The 14,262-nt window shown below is 54.9% G+C and carries 19 protein-coding genes; 15 read left to right on the top strand and 4 right to left on the bottom strand.

The window, feature by feature from the left end:
- The first annotated feature begins 97 nt into the window (after positions 1-97).
- From ACNSOI_RS14640 to ACNSOI_RS14610, 7 genes are all read left to right on the top strand, one after another.
- Positions 98-1,591, top strand: a complete 1,494-nt coding sequence (locus ACNSOI_RS14640) for a hypothetical protein (RefSeq protein WP_420194368.1) — start codon at positions 98-100, stop codon at positions 1,589-1,591.
- A gap of 177 nt (positions 1,592-1,768) precedes the next feature.
- Complete coding sequence (locus ACNSOI_RS14635; RefSeq protein WP_420194367.1) at positions 1,769-2,560, top strand: substrate-binding periplasmic protein; 792 nt, start codon at positions 1,769-1,771, stop codon at positions 2,558-2,560.
- A gap of 318 nt (positions 2,561-2,878) precedes the next feature.
- Positions 2,879-3,295: a hypothetical protein gene (locus ACNSOI_RS14630; RefSeq protein ID WP_420194366.1), complete on the top strand. Its 417-nt coding sequence runs from the start codon at positions 2,879-2,881 to the stop codon at positions 3,293-3,295.
- A 59-nt stretch (positions 3,296-3,354) separates the two neighbouring features.
- Positions 3,355-4,671, top strand: a complete 1,317-nt coding sequence (locus tag ACNSOI_RS14625) for a ferric reductase-like transmembrane domain-containing protein (RefSeq protein ID WP_420194365.1) — start codon at positions 3,355-3,357, stop codon at positions 4,669-4,671.
- Between the two features lie 496 nt (positions 4,672-5,167).
- On the top strand, positions 5,168-5,617 hold the full coding sequence (locus tag ACNSOI_RS14620) for a MarR family winged helix-turn-helix transcriptional regulator (protein ID WP_106694841.1): 450 nt from the start codon (positions 5,168-5,170) through the stop codon (positions 5,615-5,617).
- A 107-nt stretch (positions 5,618-5,724) separates the two neighbouring features.
- Complete coding sequence (locus ACNSOI_RS14615) at positions 5,725-6,153, top strand: organic hydroperoxide resistance protein (protein ID WP_420194364.1); 429 nt, start codon at positions 5,725-5,727, stop codon at positions 6,151-6,153.
- A gap of 162 nt (positions 6,154-6,315) precedes the next feature.
- Positions 6,316-7,422, top strand: coding sequence for a histone deacetylase (locus ACNSOI_RS14610; RefSeq protein WP_420194363.1), 1,107 nt, complete (start codon positions 6,316-6,318; stop codon positions 7,420-7,422).
- 68 nt (positions 7,423-7,490) lie between these two features.
- Here the strand turns inward: ACNSOI_RS14610 and ACNSOI_RS14605 are convergent, their stop codons facing one another.
- Both ACNSOI_RS14605 and ACNSOI_RS14600 read right to left on the bottom strand, forming a co-directional pair.
- Positions 7,491-8,036: a nucleoside 2-deoxyribosyltransferase gene (locus ACNSOI_RS14605; protein ID WP_420194362.1), complete on the bottom strand. Its 546-nt coding sequence runs from the start codon at positions 8,034-8,036 to the stop codon at positions 7,491-7,493.
- A 32-nt stretch (positions 8,037-8,068) separates the two neighbouring features.
- Positions 8,069-8,695, bottom strand: coding sequence for a hypothetical protein (locus ACNSOI_RS14600; protein WP_420194361.1), 627 nt, complete (start codon positions 8,693-8,695; stop codon positions 8,069-8,071).
- 135 nt (positions 8,696-8,830) lie between these two features.
- Here ACNSOI_RS14600 and ACNSOI_RS14595 point away from each other — a divergent pair, with 135 nt between their 5' ends.
- The 8 genes from ACNSOI_RS14595 to ACNSOI_RS14560 all read left to right on the top strand — a co-directional run bounded on the left by ACNSOI_RS14595 (position 8,831) and on the right by ACNSOI_RS14560 (position 13,119).
- Positions 8,831-9,469, top strand: a complete 639-nt coding sequence (locus ACNSOI_RS14595; protein ID WP_420194360.1) for an ankyrin repeat domain-containing protein — start codon at positions 8,831-8,833, stop codon at positions 9,467-9,469.
- A gap of 89 nt (positions 9,470-9,558) precedes the next feature.
- Positions 9,559-9,972: a type VII toxin-antitoxin system MntA family adenylyltransferase antitoxin gene (gene mntA / locus ACNSOI_RS14590; RefSeq protein WP_420194359.1), complete on the top strand. Its 414-nt coding sequence runs from the start codon at positions 9,559-9,561 to the stop codon at positions 9,970-9,972.
- Positions 9,973-10,181: 209 nt separating this feature from the next.
- Complete coding sequence (locus tag ACNSOI_RS14585; protein WP_420194358.1) at positions 10,182-10,832, top strand: DUF1294 domain-containing protein; 651 nt, start codon at positions 10,182-10,184, stop codon at positions 10,830-10,832.
- Positions 10,833-10,865: 33 nt separating this feature from the next.
- On the top strand, positions 10,866-11,135 hold the full coding sequence (locus tag ACNSOI_RS14580; RefSeq protein WP_420194357.1) for a DUF4124 domain-containing protein: 270 nt from the start codon (positions 10,866-10,868) through the stop codon (positions 11,133-11,135).
- An 8-nt stretch (positions 11,136-11,143) separates the two neighbouring features.
- Positions 11,144-11,416 carry a hypothetical protein gene (locus ACNSOI_RS14575; RefSeq protein WP_420194356.1) on the top strand — a complete coding sequence of 91 codons (273 nt, stop codon included), beginning with the start codon at positions 11,144-11,146 and terminating at the stop codon, positions 11,414-11,416.
- A 146-nt stretch (positions 11,417-11,562) separates the two neighbouring features.
- Positions 11,563-12,000 carry a type II CAAX prenyl endopeptidase Rce1 family protein gene (locus tag ACNSOI_RS14570; protein ID WP_420194355.1) on the top strand — a complete coding sequence of 146 codons (438 nt, stop codon included), beginning with the start codon at positions 11,563-11,565 and terminating at the stop codon, positions 11,998-12,000.
- A gap of 98 nt (positions 12,001-12,098) precedes the next feature.
- Positions 12,099-12,668 (top strand): DJ-1/PfpI family protein, encoded by a 570-nt coding sequence (locus tag ACNSOI_RS14565; protein ID WP_138437040.1) that lies wholly within the window; start codon positions 12,099-12,101, stop codon positions 12,666-12,668.
- Positions 12,669-12,738: 70 nt separating this feature from the next.
- Positions 12,739-13,119, top strand: a complete 381-nt coding sequence (locus ACNSOI_RS14560) for a ribbon-helix-helix domain-containing protein (protein WP_058092303.1) — start codon at positions 12,739-12,741, stop codon at positions 13,117-13,119.
- 47 nt (positions 13,120-13,166) lie between these two features.
- Here the strand turns inward: ACNSOI_RS14560 and ACNSOI_RS14555 are convergent, their stop codons facing one another.
- Together ACNSOI_RS14555 and ACNSOI_RS14550 are read right to left on the bottom strand one after the other, a co-directional pair.
- The gene (locus ACNSOI_RS14555) at positions 13,167-13,793 is read right to left on the bottom strand and encodes a DUF938 domain-containing protein (RefSeq protein ID WP_420194354.1); all 627 of its coding nucleotides are present in this window, start codon (positions 13,791-13,793) and stop codon (positions 13,167-13,169) included.
- Positions 13,794-13,806: 13 nt separating this feature from the next.
- Positions 13,807-14,250: a YHS domain-containing (seleno)protein gene (locus ACNSOI_RS14550; protein ID WP_420194353.1), complete on the bottom strand. Its 444-nt coding sequence runs from the start codon at positions 14,248-14,250 to the stop codon at positions 13,807-13,809.
- Positions 14,251-14,262 lie beyond the last annotated feature (12 nt).

The raw sequence follows: 14,262 nt of genomic DNA, 5'->3' as shown, positions 1-14,262 counted from the left end.
TTGTGTTGTTTTCTGGTACGGGAGGTATCGGATTTTGGGTCTGAGTTACATACGGGGCCCAGAATTTTCTAGAGACTGGTGAAATGGGAGTGTTGGGATGTCCTATCTAACCCTATCCGCGTACGCCCGGCAATACGGGCCGGGCCAAACCGATAGAAGGCGCAATTGGAATCACCGAGAAGCCATTGGGACGACCAATGCATTCCAATATTTCTGGATCTTTTTCCCATTTGTACTGCTGGCCGTTTCGGGTTGCGTAAAAACAATACCCGAACGGCAATATTGGGGCGATGGTGGCTACACGGGCTACGAAACTCCGCACGATTACTCCCAGCACGAGTTCAATCCTGACTTATTCGTGCTGGAGTTCCAGGAAGACGGCGGCTTATTGGACGAGCGTCCGCTGGAAGGTATCAGGGAGCGAATTTCGGCTCTCAATCAGCCTGGGTATCTCTTTATCTACATCCATGGCTGGAAGTATAACGCCTATCCGGAGGGCGGAAATCTTCGAAATTTCAACGGTTTTCTTGAAACAATACAGCACCAGTCTCCATTTTCAGATGCGCCGATCATCGGGCTTTACCTTGGATGGCGTGGCCAATCGGTAGAACCCAGAATTCCCCTGCTAGGCACGATTCTGCATCAGCTTTCCTACTCTGGCCGGCAGAACGTTGCCGACGCGATTGGCGACGCTGATGACTTTCGGCAAGCGGTTAGTCAGATTGCTGACTACGCCGCTGATCATAATGTCGATACTGTTTTAATGGGGCATTCGCTAGGAGGGCGGATTCTTGAACGGGCCGCTCTTGCCGATGGTGACTCTAATTCTCTATTGAAAAGCACCTTGGCTATATTGATAAACCCTGCCTCGGATCGGGACAGCTCACGGCAACTGCAAGAGCAGTTGCTGGACAGTGACCGGCCGGTCATCGCCTCGCTGGGGGCAAGAAATGATCTTGCGATTCGCCATGCATTCCCTACGGCCAATTTCTTCTCGGTAGAAGCGGCTGTTTATGATCCGGACAGGGTTACGCATTATCTGGACACAGCTCGAGAGATCGAAATCGCTCTGGGCGAGTCCCGGAACGCCCTGCAAGATCAATATGCCGCAAAACGCGCTAACAGATTATTCCGTGGTTCGCGCAGGGAGCAGATGTATGAATTTTACCATCGGCGCGCCGAGGACCTAATGCACGGAACCGTTGAAGGTCGCCGGGCACTGGCGCTGGCCACTGAAAACGAAGACGGCCTGATTTCCGAGACAGCCATTGATGATTTTTTTCAGGATGTTCTGACACAAGAAAGAGGCCAGCAACTGATAAGACTGCATGATAGATTTGAGCCCGCCGAGTTCCGTTTTTTTAGCTGGCTTGATCCGGGAACGCCGCGGCGGGGAAAAGTTGTGATTACTTCCGGGTCTCCTGACGATATTCGCTACAGCAAGGGGTATTGGATTTTTTCTGTATCGGAGCGTGTTTTGTACGGCCACGGCGGAGACACTGAGGAAGGGATTTTTGACAGCAGAATGGCTGCGACCGTGGCCGAGTTATACCGGCTTATGGTTGTTGGCGAGAACCCCGAAGATAACTGATGCAACGCATACTTCCATAGCTACACAAAGTGGGGTTGCGGTAGTTGAGCGAAAATCATGTGGTTGGAGGGATTACTGAACTGTCTGTCTGGCCAGTTCGGAAAAGCGGTTCAGTATCAGCAAGAGTCAGCCGTTATACAGCCGTCTTTGGAAAGCAGTAGAACCGGAGATAACTTGGTGAATAAGCATCTCTTACAAGAATTGGCGACGCGGTTGTGCCTTGTGTTCCTGGTTATATTGCCGGCACTTCCCAGTGTCGCGGCGGGAAGCTGCAAGCTGACATTCGCTTTCAGCGAAGCATCTCCACCTTATAGTTCGTCATCGGACGAGAGGGCTGTTGGGCTGTTTCCGGATTTGGTTCAGCTGACTTTCAGTTTTATACCGGACTACACCACGGAAAATGTGGTGTTGCCCTGGTCAAGGGCGCAGTACAACGTCAGGCAGGGCATTACCGATGGACTTCTTACCTATCCGTCGAAAGAGCGGCAGGGCTATGCGATCTTTTCAGCTTTGCCGCTCTTCACGCAGGACTTCGGCCATCTGGTTTACTCGGCTGAAAACCCCAATGTCGATGTGATTGAATCGGCGACCAGCTTTGCTGACTTGTCCGGACTGACTGTGATCGTCGAGAGGGGCTCTAAATGGGAAGATGACAATATTCCCGGCTATCTGGCGCGTGTGTCGGGCTCGCACCTGAATACGATGATGCACCTACTAATGCTGCGTAAGGCAGGGGATTTTATGGTGCAGCCTGCTGAAGATGCACGATTCACCGCTCAACAGCTTGGCTACTCTAACAAGCTGAAAGTTCGGAAGGTTGATTTCATTCCCAATTCCCAGATCCCTTTCCACATTGGCGTTTCGCGGAAGCTGCCGTTCGCTATGGAGGTGATCGATCAGGTTGATGCGGTCATGCAGAGCACTGAGTTCCAGTCACATCGGAACACTTTGATCGAAAACTATCGATAGTGCGAAAACCGTATCGGGGACAGATCTATTTTCTGGTGAATTTAACGGCATAGAATGGGCAAATAGTATCTAATAGGTGTTCATGTGGCACCCTGATAACAAAAGCAGCGACAAGCCCGACTATGCACGTGGATAAAGCGAAAAAGCGTATTGCCAAGCAGGTTAAGAAGGGCTTCCATGGCTACCCGTTAGTGTCGATGGAGTACTTTGGAAAAACGCCGGATTTGGCCACCGGGATCGACGGTAATTCCACTCTCAATAAGAACTGACCCGGACCCGACATGTTTAAACCCAGTTGTTACAGCTGTCGGAAGAAGTTTGAGCCATCTGCGTTGCGGGTTTCTTACTCTAAGAATTACTGTGAGAGCTGCGGCGTTGGGTTGTTTGGTGAGGATTACTTCAGCTTCCCGCCAAAGCCTGCTCCAACTACCCGGAGGAACCTGGTGGTTCATGGTGCTGTGCTTATTTTCGGCGCAGCTCTTTTCGCGTTTTTTATCCGCCTTTCTTGAATTTTGCTTTGCAGTTTCCGCTCATACACATAGCACAGTAGTGCTCACGGTCCTCGTGTTTGGTGCCCTCTGCGAGCTTGATGCCGCAGCCGTTGCAGAGCAGGATTGCAAGTTCGCCCTCAACTTTTACAAATGCGTGCTGGTAGTCCATAAGGTAGTTCTCGATAAAACCCATTTCTTTAAATCTTTCAGTTCGTTGCTCAAGGCCATTGAGCGGCGGGTCTGATCCGGGCCTTGCGGCAGGCGCAGATTGCGTAGCCAGAGGATGTGGACAAGACTGATGGGATGAAGCCGCTCGTTCTGATCGTTGCTTACTTTGCTGCCGTTACCCTGCCGTTAGTTCTGTCGGTATGGCTCGGCGGGCCGCCGCGCCAGTTCCACCAGGAACTGGCCTCAGCCCTTGGCATTCTCGCTTTTTCGATGATCCTCGTGGAGTTCATTCTCTCCGGCCGCTTCAAGGCCATTTCAAATGGCGTGGGCATGGATGTGACCATGCGGTTCCACCAGACCATGGCGCGCATCGCGCTGGTCTTGGCGTTGGTGCACCCGTTTCTTTACCAGGGAACGCTGGCCGGTGGTCAGCGCCCATGGGACCCAACGCGCCAGTTGACCCTCACGACCGATTTCTTCGCGCTAGCGCCAGGCATTGTTGCCTGGTTGCTGCTGACAGGTCTTGTGGTTATGGCGATCGGGCGTGCCCAGTTGGGTTACCGATACGAGACATGGCGCCTTTTGCATGGGCTGGGCGCGCTCCTGATTGCGGTTTTGCTGCTGCACCATACGGTATATGGCGGGCGTTACGGGTCGCATCCGGTGATGACCTGGGTGTGGCTGGTTATGACGGGGGTGGCGGTTGGCTCGCTGCTGATGGTGTACCAGGTGGTTCCCTGGCGGCAGAAAGCGCGCCCCTGGCGGGTGACGGAGGTTGTTCGGTTAACGCCTAAACAGTGGCAAGTGACGGTGTTGCCCGACGGCCACGATGGCCTCGAATACCAGGCAGGGCAATTCGTTTGGCTGAATGTGGGTCACAGCCCTTTCTCGATGAAGGAAAACCCGTTTTCCATTGCCTCAGCGCCGGCGGCCGGTCCGGAGGTTTCTTTCATGATCAAGGAGCTCGGCGATTTCACGCAAACCATTGGCGAAATAGAGCCTGGCACCGTCGCCTATCTGGACGGCCCTTATGGCAATCTCACTGTCGATGGCCGGCAGGAGCCCGGTATTGCGCTTATCGCTGGTGGGGTTGGCCTCTCACCCCTGTTGAGCATACTCAGGCAATTGCGCCTGACCGGTGACCCCCGCAGGGTGAAGTTGATCTACGGAAACCGGATTATTGATCAGGTCGCCTATCGTAAGGAGCTAGACGAGACGCTGGGAGCGGAGAACATCGTGTATGTGCTGTCTGAACCGCCTGAGGGCTGGCAGGGAGAGATCGGCGTCATCGATGGGCCATTGATAGACCGCGTTTTTGCTGTGGGCGAGTTCCGGGATTGGGCCTTTGTGATGTGCGGGCCGAACGTCATGATGGATGTAGTTGAGAGCCACCTGATCAAGCGGGGCACGCCCGCTCGTCGGATTCTGTCGGAGCGGTTTAACTATGACTGATCTGGAAGGCTTCGCCTTGTAGGTTCAGTGTTGGGAGAGCGCTCGCACGCAGCGATGAGAAAATGCTGCGCTTGGACAGTTTGGACTGCTCGGGCTTATTGAGGATGTAATAGAGTGACTGTGACTGCTTTAGTGCTTGGATTGCTGATTCTGACCGGGCTGGCGTTGTCGGGCTGGCGGCTCCCGGTACGCCGCTCGCGACAGTCGCCCGCATCCGGATGTCGGGGCGCTTCGGGATGGGTGACAAGCGCAATCCCAACTATCTGGATTTCGAGGCAACCCAGGTGTTGGCCATGCCTTAGCCGTTTTCTGGACGCCTGCAGCGCTGTTGCCGGGCCCACATCGCGGTCCATCTTTGCTCGCGGGCACCGAGAACTCCGCGAACAAAATAACCCCTACGGTTTTTCGATGCAGGTTGGTTATAAACTTGTGTACACTTAATTTGTGCGCTGATTAAACGCGCGGCCACCTTGTTACCTCACTACCGGAGCATCCGATGGCGAACGACGATTCCTGTTCAGAGCTGTTGCTGGATAACCAGCTGTGCTTTGCTCTGTATTCCACGTCGCTGATGATGACCAAAACCTACAAACCGCTGCTAAAGGCACTGAACCTGACCTATCCACAGTATCTGGCCATGCTTGTGCTGTGGGAAGAGGATGGCATTACCGTCAGCCATATCAGCAAGCGGATGCTGACAGATCCCGGGTCAATGACGCCGCTGCTAAAAAGGCTCGAAGCGGATAAGCTGCTAACGCGTAAGCGCCGCACCGATGATGAGCGGGTGGTTGAACTCCATCTCACCCCACAGGGTCGAGCGCTTAAGGATAAGGCCCGGGCCATTCCCGGTTGTATTGTAGAGGCCAGCGGTCAGCCCCTGCCTGACTTGATGGAACTCAAACGGCAGTTAATCAAATTGCGCAGCCACCTGAAACCGTCACTTTAAACTCGCAAATCCTGCACTACGTAGTTGCATTAATATAACTTGCGCGCAAAACATTTGTGCGATAAGTTGTTGTTGAATTCATTTTAAACCGAGACGGAGTATTGCTTATGTCCATTGAAAAAGTGCTTTATCGTGCCTCTGCTGAAGCCACTGGCGGCCGTGATGGCCGGGCCATTTCCTCAGACGGGGTGTTGGACGTTGAACTGACAACCCCGAAAGAACTGGGTGGCGCAGGCGGCAAGGGCACTAATCCTGAACAGCTGTTCGCTGCTGGCTATTCGGCCTGTTTTATTGGTGCAATGAAGTTTGTTGCCGGTCGCGACAAGTTGCCTTTGCCGGAAGATGCTTCCATCGAGGGCGAAGTGGGCATCGGCCAGATCCCGGCCGGCTTCGGCATTGAAGTGGAGCTGAAAATCTCGCTGCCGGGCATGGACGACGCCCAAGCACGAAAGCTGATTGATGAAGCTCATAAGGTGTGCCCGTATTCGAACGCCACTCGTGGCAACATTGACGTAACGCTTACCCGCGTCGCCTGATTCGTCAGGCTTGCGGCGCAAGCATTCACGCCGTCGCCAGGTTTCAGATTCACGTTGAGCGACTTTAAGGGGGTGCCGGGCGCCTTAAGCGACTAAGCTTTGTTGAGTGAGTAGAGCAGATGCGTTCCGGAGGGAGCCTGTTTTAAAGGAGAACGAAAGGGCATGATCGGCGATCGCAGCGTAAAGGTGTTTTATGACGAAGTGATGCTCGGGCACAACCCGGAGGTGGATCTGCCTTTTATGCCCAGCCGGGTGGAAAAGCGCGTGAGGTCGATTCTCCAGGGGCTCAATTTCAAGTGGAGTTATCCGGAACATCCGGGCCGCCTGGCTGCCATCAAAGCATACCTGGATGAGAATCCGATAAACGGTGTGCGGTTTGATAGTGGGGCGGCCCCTGCCACCTACGAACAGTTGGCGCGAGTGCATACCACTTCGTACTTGGACCATCTTTTTTCCATGGCGGGTAAACGGGCCTGGCTGGACAAGGATACAACGGCGGTGTCGCCGGATAGCATCAGCGCTGCCACGGCGGCGTCTGGGAATGCCATCGCCGCTGTAACCAGTGTTGTGAAGGGGGAGTGTCAAAGTGCTTTTGCACTGGTGCGGCCGCCGGGCCACCATGCGGAGCCGGTGCGGGCCCGTGGTTTCTGCCTGCTGAACAATGTTGCGATTGCGGCGGCCCACGCCCAGGCCAAACTTGGCTGTGAACGGATTCTGATCATCGACTGGGATGCCCACCATGGTAATGGCACCCAGGATATTTTCTGGGCTGATCCGGATGTGCTTTTCTTCGATACCCATTGTGCGGCGCCGTTCTATCCTGGCTCTGGTCATCTTGAGGAGGTAGGCGAGGGGTTGGGTGAAGGCTATACCATCAACGTTCCGCTGCCGGAATCCGCGGGTGACGTTGCCTTTGAGAAGGTTTTTCGCGAGATATTGATCCCGGCGGCTGATTACTTCGGGCCAGACCTTGTTCTGGTCTCTGCCGGGTTTGATCCCCACCGTAACGATATGGCGCTGAACCTGACCTACGACGGGTTCAGGGCGATTACCCGTATTGTTCAGGATATTGCCGACAAACATTGTGACGGTCGGCTGGCCATGGTTCTGGAAGGCGGCTACAACCTGACCTCGCTCTCCAAAGGCGTTCATGCGGTGCTGGAGACCTTGGCAGGCGGCGATGCTCCCGAAATACGGGAAGTGGGTGTAAGAGAGGCGGAGCAAGCGGCGGAGTTTCATCGCTCGGCCTTTGAGGATCTTGAAGGGTAGTTGTTGTGGAGGGCCCGTAGTGTCGCGCCGTTAACAGCCCGCCAGGGCTTGGGCTTGCCAGAGTCTGTTCAGGCATGGGCGAGTGCTCTTACGCAGCGGCTAAACACCTCCGTCGAGAAAAATCGGTGCTCGCCGGATTGCTGTGCCACGAACAGCTGGCCACCGGATTCGCGGATTCCCCCCTCAACCATCATGTTATCGCTCATCTCGAAATCCTCAATGGTATGGCCCAAGTCGTCCTGGAAGGTTGCACCTGCCCGTTGCTGATAAAGCCGGCTGTCCAGGGTGAACCCGAACGCGGGCTTGCCCTGGCCGATCATGTAACCCACCTCAAACACGGTACCCGGATCGGCGCTGATGCCGCGAAAGGGTGTGAGGTTGGCAATGATGGCGTCGCAGCTGTCCATTAGTTCTCGGTTGGCCTGGTATATCCGGTGGCCGCGCTCCGGTTTTGCCTCTTTGTCTGAAAACGTCAGCGCTGTGTCTAGCGGGTCGACGCCCTCGAATCCTGCGTCCCGGAGCAGGCGTTTTTTCTCGGCCACGATGGCTTGGTGTTCCTCTGCCGGGAAGAAGACTTCCGGGCCGGCTAAGTAGATGCGGTTTGGTTTTGGCATGTGAGTCTTGTCTGTCCATTCGGCGTGGACCTTTAGAGCTGAGCCGACCGATCGCTGGATGAGTTTGTTGGTAAGTTTAGTTCAATCCAGTCTTCTCGAGTCCCTTTGAATGTCATTCCTACAGGCGATTGCTCAACTTTGAACATTGCGATGAACGGGCCGTCTGGCAAACGATACCAGAAATCTCTGGGCACGCAGATTTGGAAATACATTCGGTCCAGTTGATCATTTTCAAGTTGATAGGTGCACGAGTGGCGACCACCGCCACGGTATTTTGTGACTTGGTATGCTACCGTTATTGTCTCACTACTCAGCATCGTCCAGATGCGCGGGATCGTGTAACCGAAGGATAAGTGGCACATCATCCAGAGCAACAAGGGGCAACCTATGAAGGTGAGGCATTTTTTGCCAAGGCCAAATGAATGCCATTGGGGATCCGGAGTGATCTTTCCCGTGTGAAGCAGGTACCCGGCCCAAAGCGATACCACGATGACGACAAATGCCGATAGGTATAGAGCGATCGTCGCGACCTCTGGATTGGGTAAGAAGTTTTCAGGGCCGAATATCTGAGGTACTGAGAGGATGACCATTGGCAGCAGAATGACGCACAGGACTTTTTGGTGCCGATTCATGCTGGATTTAAGGCCAGTTCTTTTCATACATAATCCCTTACAGTCAGGCCGCGTAGTCCTTACGCAAGCGGGGGTATCGTACCAAATGCTTGTGCGTAGCACAGCATACCTTTGGCAGAGAGAGCTAACCCCCAAAACAAAAAATGCTCAAGGAGGAGCAAAGTGCTTATCAAATATTTCCTGGGCCACAAAAAGGCGCTCACCCTATGTGGCGGGTGCCTGGTGATTGCCCTGACGCTATACCCGATGTTCTATCGCACCTGGGCTTTCGGTTCCGATGCCTGGGGGCTGACAGTCATAGCGCTTCTTGACCCCGAAGAAGTGCCCTGGAGCCCCTCGGATTTCAATAGTCTGGCTATTCGGCCTGCAGTGGCCTACTGGCTTCTCACCAATTTCGACTGGCCCTATGAACGCTGCGGTAAAGCGATGACGGCGATGGGTGGCTGTTCGCAACCTCTGGTCAATTTCGTAGGCGCCTCTTTGGATAGGCACGATGCTGAGTCCATCATGACGCGCCGTGGCTATGCGTTACTTCGACACTTTGCCGCAAGAGGAGAGCCGTTGAACGGCTACCACAACGGGCTGGCACCAGTGCATGAGGCCGTGCTTTACGCCGATGTGGGTTATCTCCGCGCCCTTCTGGAGTTGGGGGCGGATCCAAGCCGGCCGATTGATAGTCCGGGGAAGGACTATCATGGCTTTAACGCTTTTGAGTTTGCGGTGTTTTTGGAATCCCGGAATTCCGAATTTTATCAGACTATTCTGGCAGAGCTTGAAGCTGATAGGCGCCCGCAGAGGTAGGTCGGCTGGTTGACCCACTATTGTGTAGCCATACCACCTGTGTGAATGCTTTCTGATACACTCAAAAGTAAACCACCCAGGCGAACATCATGGTCCCTAATGCAGTCAAACATCCCGATACCGAGAAGCTCAGTGAGTTAATGGCCAGGTTTCCTCAAATCCGGGTTGCCGCTCTCTTTGGCTCCATGGCCCGAGGAACAGCCCGGCCAGACAGTGATATTGATGTCGCGGTTCAGGCTGACAAAGAACTGAGTGCAGATGAGCGCATTGCCATAACCGAAGCCATTGCTCTGGCCTTCAATCGCCCCGTTGACTTGGTGGACCTGCGCACAGCCGGCCAACCTTTACTAGACCAGATTGTCAGCACTGGCATACAGGTGACCGGTACACGCCACCAATGGGGTGATCTGATTTATCGAAACATCATGGAGAATGAAGACTTTGTCCCTTACCAGAAACGCATACTCGAAGGTCGGCGTAACGCATGGATGAACAACTCGTAGCACAGAAGCTGGAATCCCTCAGAATAAGCACCTCGGCGATTTTCGGGCCTTTGCCAGAGTGTTTTCGGATTTAATCGCGACGTAGAGGGTTAGTCGAAACACATTTGGGGGGGCTTTATGGGTTTGGCATATCCATCTGATGCAGGCGCTGGGTATCGTGATGATCTTGGGCTGATTGTGGTCGGGATTGGGGCTGGCGGGCGGTATTTGTGAGCGCGTTGAATCAGAAAGGAATGCTCACTGCCTGGAATGACGCCAAGGGTTTTGGTTTTATCTCGCCGGAGGGTGGCGGTGAGCGTGTGTTTGCTCACATCAGCAGCTATGCAGGCCGGGGCCGGCCGGTTGCTAATCGCAAGGTGACATTCAGCACCACGAAAGATGACCAGGGCCGTTCGAGGGCTGGTCGGTTTCAATACGTTGGGGCGGCAAAGCTGGGTGCCAACATTGCGCCGGGAGTTTGGGTGGCAACTGTTGTCGTGCTGGTGTTTTTCAGTCTGCTCGCTGGCCTGTTCTATCAAGGTTATCTGCCGGTCTCGATCCCCGCCGCCTACGGCGGGGCGAGTCTGGTTTTGTTTGTCATGTACTGGATTGACAAAAAGGCTGCCCAGCGAGGAGCCCAGCGCACCGCTGAGAAAACGCTGCACTTCTTTGAGCTCTGCTGCGGTTGGCCCGGTGCACTCATGGCGCAGCAGGTTTTCTGCCACAAAACGCGGAAAGGCAGTTATCAGTTTGTGTTCTGGTTGGCGGTGCTGGCCAATCTGGGCGCGTTGGGCTGGTTGCTTGTGGCTCCGGAGGCGATGGGGTTGCGGCAGCAATTGGGCTTTGATTTGTCCAAGTCTTTGCGGCCGCTAATCTGGTAGGCGGGCATTACGCTAAACAATCTCCCTTTTGCTATGGTGAAGATATCAAGAAGCCAAAAAAGGAACTTTGTTATGTGGTTTCGCAGGACGATGTTACCGTTTTGCGTGTTCTTTATCTCCCCTTTGCCACCAGCCTCTGCTGAAGTTTATAAATGGGTTGATGATGCTGGCAACGTTCACTTCGGAGACCGCATTCCGGAACAACACAAGCAGTCAGGAGAGTCTGTCGACCTTTCAGTTCGCATACCTTCTGCTGAAGAACAGCGCCAGGCTGAAGCTCGTGCTGATCGTTGCGACGCGTAGCAGGAGAGTTGGGTGAGCAGCGACGGGAAAAAGAGCGCTTGGATGAGTCAGAGCAAGTACCCGCGCAGCAGAATGTGTCTACCCTGCCGCAGGAGGTGAAGCCGGGTCAGGGGCGCCTGACCCGTGAGCAGCGTATGGCCAATTATGAGGCGGAGATGCAGCGGTATAGGGAAAGTATGGCGTGTTTCGGCAAGTACCAGATCAAGGGCGGTGGTACCAGGGGGTATGCCTTTGAGGAATGCGAGTCCGTTAAGAAACCGCGCTATCCCGACATGCGGTAGTCCTGGCGCATGCTCCTGTTGGTCCGCTCCATGCAGATAATCCTATGGCGCCAAAGCACATAGTAGAATACTTCCGTGACAACTTGGGCCAGAGCTTTCTGGCTTCTCCTTTTCGGGCTTCGTTGAGTGCCTGGGCGCTTGTGCCGGTGTTTGCCGTTATCGCGGTCTCCGTCGGTTTCGGCGCCGGCTTGTTTCAATTCGGTTGGCTGGATTCGCCGATCACTCCGGTGCTGCCCATCCTGTTGTTTGTTTTCCCGTCTCTGCTTGAAGAAGTCTTCTTCAGGGGCTTACTGATACCGCGAAATGTATTGTCCTCAGGGCCTGGAAAGGCTGCTTGGAGTGTGGCAATCAGCACGCTGGTTTTTGTTGCGTGGCATCCCTTCAATGCGCTGTTGTTTAACCCGACGGCCGTTCCTCTTTTCCTGGACCCATGGTTTCTGATTATCGTGTGCGCTATGGGAGTTACCTGTGGTTGGGCCTACGTCGTTTCCCGCTCTATCTGGGTTCCGGTGATTATTCACTGGGCTGCGGTAACGGTTTGGGTGCTTTTTCTTGGGGGCAGGAATCTGATGCTGGAGCTGTGATTGCCGCTTTAAGACCTGTAGTAACCCCTTAATACCCGCCCCGACACCACCGCTGCTAATGTTTCCTGACCTGGCAATACAAACACAAGGAGACAGCCATGAGCGGGAAAAAGATTCTGATGATTACCGGTGATTTCACCGAGGACTACGAAACCATGGTGCCGTTCCAGGCACTGCAGGCCGTTGGCCATACGGTTCACGCCGTCTGCCCCGACAAGAAAGCAGGCGACACGGTCGCCACGGCGATTCACGATTTTGAGGGTGACCAGACCTACACTGAGAAGCCCGGCCATCGGTTTGCGCTGAATGCGGATTTTGAAGGACTGGACCCCGCCGACTATGACGCGCTGGTGGTGCCCGGCGGCCGTGCTCCGGAGTATCTGCGGCTTAACCAGGATGTGCAGAAGCTGGTTCGCCATTTCTTTGAAGCCAACAAGCCGGTGGCGGCGATCTGCCACGGTGCTCAGTTGCTGGCCGCAGCAGGGGTTCTGGAGGGCCGTAAATGCTCTGCCTATCCGGCCTGCCAACCAGAGGTTGAGCTCGCAGGTGGCACCTTCGCCAGTATCGAGGTTGATCAGGCGGTCACCGATGCTAATCTGGTAACAGCACCTGCGTGGCCTGCCCATCCGGCCTGGCTTGCGCAGTTCTTCAAGTTGCTGGATCAGTAACGCAGCAGGGGCCAGGGCGCTGGCCCCTCAGTACCCTCAAGCGCCATCAACCACATTCGGGGAGGCCTTTATGTGCAAGCTCTTTATTAACGCCGATTCGGAGCTTTGGGTTAGTCGCACCCACTCCCTGCGAATTGACGGCATGGTCACCAGTGTGCGGATGGAAAACGCCTTTTGGCAGGTGCTGTCGGAGCTGGCTGAGCGCGATGGCATGAATCTGCCGCAGATGATCACCCGGCTTTATCACGAGTCCATTGATGCAGGCCATGATCTGGGCAATTTCACATCCTTTCTCCGTGTCTGCGCGCTGCGCTACCTTGAGCTGCAACTGAGTGGTGACGTGCCGAGGGATACCCGGGTGCCAATCGCTTCGCTGGATGCAGACCGTATTCTTGCTGGTAAGCGCGGTAAATCGGCAACACCGAAAGTCGTGAGTAAGGCAAGCCACTAGGCGCGAGACACCGCCGGTTTCCTATTCGCGGATACAGCCCCTGATCCTCAGTCTGTCGGTTGTATACCGGTCGCATGCACTGGAACAAACACCAGCATCTCGTTGTTTGCCGGCATTGCATAATCTTCCCACAGTAACAACCCCACCGCCTTGGCCAGCGCAGACAGATCCTCGATATCGCGGATGCCCATATGTTGCGCCTGAGATCTGAGTGACCGGTCAAACGCCCGATTGCTTTCACTGGTGAACTCACCCTGGTGCCTGAACGGCCCATACAGGCAAAACGCGCCGTCATCAGGCAGGCTTGCGCCGATGCCCTGGAACATTTGTTCCACTTCTGTCCAGGCCATGATGTGGGCGGTGTTGGCAGAGAACGCCCATTGGAAATCCAGTGTGGGCCACGGAGTGTTGCTTACGTCCAACTCTCGGATGGGGAGAATATTTGGCAGCGCAGCCTGTTCGAGCCGGCCAATCGCCAGGTGCGCGGCCGCAGGGTGGTCCGTTGGCTGCCACTTTATGTGGGGCAGGGCTGCTGCGAAATGCACGGCGTGCTGGCCGGTGCCGGTGCCTATTTCCAGCACGGTGCCCGGTGCATTGAAGACCTCGCGCAGTCTTTCCAGTATGGGGCCTTTGTTGTTTTCGCAGGCTTGGGAAAAGGGCAGGTGAGAGGTCATCAATGCGTTTTTCCTATTTCAGAACGGCTGGCCAGTTCGCATCGGCCTCGCGAATGAGTTGGTCGGTGTTCGCCAGCCAAGACGTCTGTACCGATTGGTTGTAGTTCAGAAACAACCGTCCGTCCCTTATGCTCCAGTGCTGTGGGTCGCCTTTGGCGAGGTAGCCCTGGCTGATAGCCCAGGCGCAATAGCCGCCGTATGCCGGTGCGAATTTTTCAGGGTTGGCGTTGAACTGCGCAAGATTCTCCGCATTGGCAAAACGCCAGGTCGCACCCTGGTACTCTGTAGTGTAACGGGGCGAGCCTTTGACCGGTTTGCCCTGAGTGAAATAGCTAACGGTGTCGTACCCTCCGGCGCCAGTATTGCTCAACAGGCCGGTGTAAACGGGCGGTTCAGCAGCCCAGGCCATGCTGGCCAGGAGCCAGAAGGTAGCAATCAGTGTGATGCGTTTGTTCATGTCAGGTCCTCC

This window comes from Marinobacter sp. GH_1, assembly GCF_048595985.1.
GTDB classification, from domain to species: domain Bacteria; phylum Pseudomonadota; class Gammaproteobacteria; order Pseudomonadales; family Oleiphilaceae; genus Marinobacter; species Marinobacter shengliensis.
Note: the sequence above shows the minus strand (reverse complement) of the source record. Positions and strands in the feature narration are given on the sequence as shown.

What these genes read in the sequence shown, in the direction of transcription:
- ACNSOI_RS14640 (WP_420194368.1), top strand. Translation starts at nt 98, where the DNA reads ATGTCCTATCTAACCCTATCCGCGTACGCCCGGCAATACGGGCCGGGC.
- ACNSOI_RS14625 (WP_420194365.1), top strand. Translation starts at nt 3,355, where the DNA reads ATGAAGCCGCTCGTTCTGATCGTTGCTTACTTTGCTGCCGTTACCCTG.
- ACNSOI_RS14620 (WP_106694841.1), top strand. Translation starts at nt 5,168, where the DNA reads ATGGCGAACGACGATTCCTGTTCAGAGCTGTTGCTGGATAACCAGCTG.
- ACNSOI_RS14615 (WP_420194364.1), top strand. Translation starts at nt 5,725, where the DNA reads ATGTCCATTGAAAAAGTGCTTTATCGTGCCTCTGCTGAAGCCACTGGC.
- ACNSOI_RS14610 (WP_420194363.1), top strand. Translation starts at nt 6,316, where the DNA reads ATGATCGGCGATCGCAGCGTAAAGGTGTTTTATGACGAAGTGATGCTC.
- ACNSOI_RS14605 (WP_420194362.1), bottom strand. Translation starts at nt 8,036, where the DNA reads ATGCCAAAACCAAACCGCATCTACTTAGCCGGCCCGGAAGTCTTCTTC.
- ACNSOI_RS14600 (WP_420194361.1), bottom strand. Translation starts at nt 8,695, where the DNA reads ATGAAAAGAACTGGCCTTAAATCCAGCATGAATCGGCACCAAAAAGTC.
- mntA (WP_420194359.1), top strand. Translation starts at nt 9,559, where the DNA reads ATGGTCCCTAATGCAGTCAAACATCCCGATACCGAGAAGCTCAGTGAG.
- ACNSOI_RS14580 (WP_420194357.1), top strand. Translation starts at nt 10,866, where the DNA reads ATGGTGAAGATATCAAGAAGCCAAAAAAGGAACTTTGTTATGTGGTTT.
- ACNSOI_RS14565 (WP_138437040.1), top strand. Translation starts at nt 12,099, where the DNA reads ATGAGCGGGAAAAAGATTCTGATGATTACCGGTGATTTCACCGAGGAC.
- ACNSOI_RS14560 (WP_058092303.1), top strand. Translation starts at nt 12,739, where the DNA reads ATGTGCAAGCTCTTTATTAACGCCGATTCGGAGCTTTGGGTTAGTCGC.
- ACNSOI_RS14555 (WP_420194354.1), bottom strand. Translation starts at nt 13,793, where the DNA reads ATGACCTCTCACCTGCCCTTTTCCCAAGCCTGCGAAAACAACAAAGGC.
- ACNSOI_RS14550 (WP_420194353.1), bottom strand. Translation starts at nt 14,250, where the DNA reads ATGAACAAACGCATCACACTGATTGCTACCTTCTGGCTCCTGGCCAGC.